3 protein-coding genes are annotated in these 3,737 nt (G+C 76.6%); 2 read left to right on the top strand and 1 reads right to left on the bottom strand.

The window, feature by feature from the left end:
• Nucleotides 1-106: 106 nt before the first annotated feature.
• The gene (locus CNO22_RS26170) at nucleotides 107-1,501 is read left to right on the top strand and encodes a DUF6779 domain-containing protein (RefSeq protein ID WP_157937142.1); all 1,395 of its coding nucleotides are present in this window, start codon (nucleotides 107-109) and stop codon (nucleotides 1,499-1,501) included.
• Between the two features lie 63 nt (nucleotides 1,502-1,564).
• Here CNO22_RS26170 and CNO22_RS26165 read toward each other — a convergent pair whose 3' ends face one another.
• The gene (locus tag CNO22_RS26165) at nucleotides 1,565-2,317 is read right to left on the bottom strand and encodes an SDR family oxidoreductase (RefSeq protein ID WP_100502165.1); all 753 of its coding nucleotides are present in this window, start codon (nucleotides 2,315-2,317) and stop codon (nucleotides 1,565-1,567) included.
• A gap of 340 nt (nucleotides 2,318-2,657) precedes the next feature.
• Between CNO22_RS26165 and CNO22_RS26160 the strand changes: the two genes are divergently transcribed.
• A complete protein-coding gene (locus CNO22_RS26160; protein ID WP_100502164.1) occupies nucleotides 2,658-3,635 on the top strand; it encodes a Rossmann-like and DUF2520 domain-containing protein in 978 nt (325 codons plus the stop codon).
• Nucleotides 3,636-3,737 lie beyond the last annotated feature (102 nt).

The following is a 3,737-nucleotide window of genomic DNA, read 5'->3' as shown; positions in this document are numbered from 1 at the left end:
TATTGCTACTTACTACTATGCTCATTCGCGTCGTTATATCTTCTGTTTTGTATTCTCTGTATGTGTACTATGATATCTTGTTGTTTTTATCGATCGTGCGACCACCATGACAGCACCGTACGGGTTCGTCGGCAGCGTTATAGGTGTATACGAGACAGCCCGGGACGCCGCGTCGGCGCACCGGGACGGGCCTGCGGGACGGCCCGCCGGTCCGGCGTCCCCGGGACTGCGGACGCTGGGTCTGGTCGTCGGCTTCGTCCTCGCCGTGGTGGCCACCGGCGTCGTCTTCCTGACCGACGACCCGCAGTTGCTGCGGCTGGCCGTCGTCGCCGCCGCCTGGGCGTTCGTGCTCGCCGCCCTCGTCGCCTCCCGGCGCCCGGGCGACCCCGTCGAGCACGCCGACCTCGGTCGCGCGGCCGTCGAGCGCGAGGCCGAGCTGCGGCGGGCACACGAGCTGGAGCTCCAGCGCGAGGGCACGGCCCGCCGCGAGCACGAGCTGCGGCTGGCGGACGAGCTGCGGCGCACCGTCGAGCAGTCGATGCGCGCCGAGCTGGAGGCGCTGCGCGCGGAGCTGGCCCCGGTCGGCGAGCTGCGCCGCGAGCTGGCCCAGGTGGCCGAACTGCGCCACGAGCTGGCCGAGGTCGCCGGGCTGCGCCGGGACCTGGCCGGCCTCGCCGAGTTGCGCACCGCCCTCGCCGGCCTCGACCTCACCGCCCTGGCCGAGCTGCGCACCGACGTCGCCCGGCTGCGCAGCGAGCTGCCCGAGCAGCGCTCCGGCGAGATGCTCGTCGAGCGGGTCATGCTGCGCACCCAGTCCACCCGGACCGCCCCCGCCACCACGGAGGCCGCCGCTCCCCGGACGGTCGAGGCCGACAGCTGGACCTCCCCGGCGCCGGAGCTGACCGCCGCCTGGCCGGCCGTGCGTGCCGACGAGCCGGCTGCCGGCACCCGCGGGCCCGACGGGGTCCGCGCCGAGCCGCGCCGGGTCCCGCCGCCCCCGCCCCCGCCGCCGCTGGACTGGCTGGCCGGGCGTCGGCTGGTCGAGCCCGACGAGGCCGCGGAGGCGCGCCGCACCCGGCACGCGGCCACTGCCGAGCCTCCGCCGCCACCGCTGGACTGGCTGGCCAGCCGGTCGCTGCTGACCCCACCGCCGCCGCCGCCGTCGCCGGAGCACGAGGACGAGACCGAGCCGCGCCGGCGCCGCACCGATCCCCCCAAGCCCACGGCCACGCCCGTCCCGGACGACCTGCTCACCACCGAGCGGCCGGTCGCCCAGCGGCAGCGCCCGCCGGTCCCCGGGCCGGCGGCGCCGCCGGCCGAGGTGCCCGCTCCAGCGCCGACGGCCGAGGCGCACGCCCCGGCGGCGGGGGACCCGGGACGGCGGGTGGCGGAGCTGCTCGCCGAGAGCGGCCTCACCCCGCCGTCCGGTGGCCGCCGCCGGCGTCGCTACCGCGAGGACGACGAGAGCGACGACGTCCTGGCCCGGGTGCTCGGCCGCTGACGCGGCCCCCCCTTGCAGGGCCCCGCCGCGAGCCTGCGCGGGGTGGGGGCGAGGGGTCCTCGTTCAGGCCGGGCCGCGGGACAGTGCGCCGCCGTCGAGCACCAGGGTCTGGCCGGTGACCCAGCCCGCGCCGTCGCCGAGCAGGTAGGCCGCCGCCTCGCCGACGTCCTCGGGCACGCCCAGCCGGCCGACCGGGTACTGCGCCGCCACCTCGGCCTCCCGGCCCTCGTACAGCGCCTCGGCGAAGCGGGTCTTCACCACCGCCGGTGCGACCGCGTTGACCCGCACCCTCGGGCCGAGCTCCACGGCGAGCTGGGTGACCAGGTTGACCAGCGCCGCCTTGCTGACCCCGTACCCGCCGATCATCGGCGAGGCCTTGAGCCCGGCCACCGAGGCGACGACGAGCACCGAGCCGCCGTGCTCGGCCATCCACGCCCGCCACGCCTCCTGCACCAGGCCGAGGGTGCCGACGACGTTGGTGTCGAGGATCTTGCGGAAGCCGTCCAGCGGGAGGTCGACCAGCGGGCCGTAGACCGGGTTGATGCCGACGTTGCCGACCAGCATCTCCAGGCTGCCGAAGGTGTCGACGGCGGTGCGCACGGCCTCGGCCCGGTGCTCGGCGTCCCCCGCGTTGCCGGCGACGGCCACCGCCACCTCCGGGCCGCCCAGCGCGGAGACCGCCTCGGCCAGCGCGTCGGGCTTGCGGCCGGTGACGACGACCCGCGCCCCGCGCGCCACCAGGGTCTGCGCGATCGCCAGGCCGATGCCCCGGCTCCCGCCGGTGACCAGCGCCGTCCGTCCCTCGAGGGTGCCCACCCGGATCCTCCCGCCGTGCGTCTGCGTTGCCGCCGGACACCGTAGGTGGCGCGGACCTGGGCGGGCTCGCGAGCCCACCGATGGGCACAGCACCCGGGGAACGGGACGGCCGGGCGCCGGCGAGGCCGTGCAGTGACCCACCCCACAGCAAGGAGGCGTTGCACCTGCCCCGAACCGGTCACACACTCGCTTCCGGCGTGACACCCGCGTGACACCTCCGGTCGCAGCGGACCCGGCGCCGGCACGACCGCAGGACCGCAACACCCGACGGGCTCCAACGGGGGAGTCCGCGGACCACCGAGTCCGGTACCCGCGAGGGACTGGAACGAGAGGTGCACCGATGCCTGCTGCCCGCAGGACGCTCCGCGCTGCCGGTCTCGGCCCGGCGGACACCGCTCCCGCCCGTCTGCGCGTCGGCATCGTCGGCGCCGGGCGCGTCGGCGCCGTCCTCGGCGCCGCCCTCACCGCCGCAGGCCACGACGTGGTCGCCGCCGCCGGCCTCTCCACCGCCTCCGCCGAACGAGCCGCCCGGCTGCTGCCCGGCGTACCGCTGCTGCCCACCGACGAGGTCGTGACCGCCGCCGACCTCGTGGTGCTCGCCGTCCCCGACGACAGCCTGGCCGGCCTGGTCTCCGGCCTGGCCGAGACCGGGATCTGGCGGGCCGGCCAGCTGGCCTTCCACACCTCCGGCGCGCACGGCCTGGCCGTCCTCGCCCCCGCCACACGGGCCGGCGTCCTCCCGCTGGCGCTGCACCCGGCCATGACCTTCACCGGCGCCCCCGAGGACGCCGACCGCCTCGCCGGCGCCCCCTTCGGCGTCACCAGCGCACCCGAGCACCGGCCGGTGGCCGAGGCGCTGGTCCTGGAGATGGGCGGCGAGCCGTTCTTCGTCGCCGAGGCCGACCGCGGGCTCTACCACGCCGCGCTGGTCACCGGCGCCAACCACCTGGTCACGCTGGTCGCCGAGGCCGCGGACCTGCTGCGCACCGCGGGCGTCGCCGAGCCCGGCCGGGTGCTCGCCCCGCTGCTCACCGCCGCGCTCGACAACGGCCTGCGCCGTGGCGACCGCGGGCTCACCGGCCCGGTCAGCCGGGGGGACGTCGGCACCGTGCGCCGGCACCTGGACACCCTCGCCGAGCGGGCGCCGGACTCGGTCGCGGCCTACGTCGCGCTGGCCCAGCGCACCACCGAGCGTGCCCTGACCAGCGGCCGGCTGAAGCGGCACGAGGGCGCCCCCCTGGTCGAGCTCCTCGAGGCGGTGCCGGCCACCCACCCCGTCACCCCGGCGGTGGACGGCGACCCGGCGGGCTCCCGGTGACCGCTGAGCCGTCCACCGCCGGGGTGACGGGAGTATCCCGAGCGGACACACCCGATGTATCTCACACTGATACAAAAAGCAAACCCTGCACGTCACGCATCA

It is taken from the genome of Geodermatophilus chilensis, assembly GCF_002802985.1.
Lineage (GTDB): Bacteria > Actinomycetota > Actinomycetes > Mycobacteriales > Geodermatophilaceae > Geodermatophilus > Geodermatophilus chilensis.
This window is presented reverse-complemented; position numbering and strand designations above follow the sequence as displayed.

Coding starts and splice junctions, on each gene's coding strand:
- CNO22_RS26170 (WP_157937142.1), top strand. CDS start 107: ATGACAGCACCGTACGGGTTCGTCGGCAGCGTTATAGGTGTATACGAG.
- CNO22_RS26160 (WP_100502164.1), top strand. CDS start 2,658: ATGCCTGCTGCCCGCAGGACGCTCCGCGCTGCCGGTCTCGGCCCGGCG.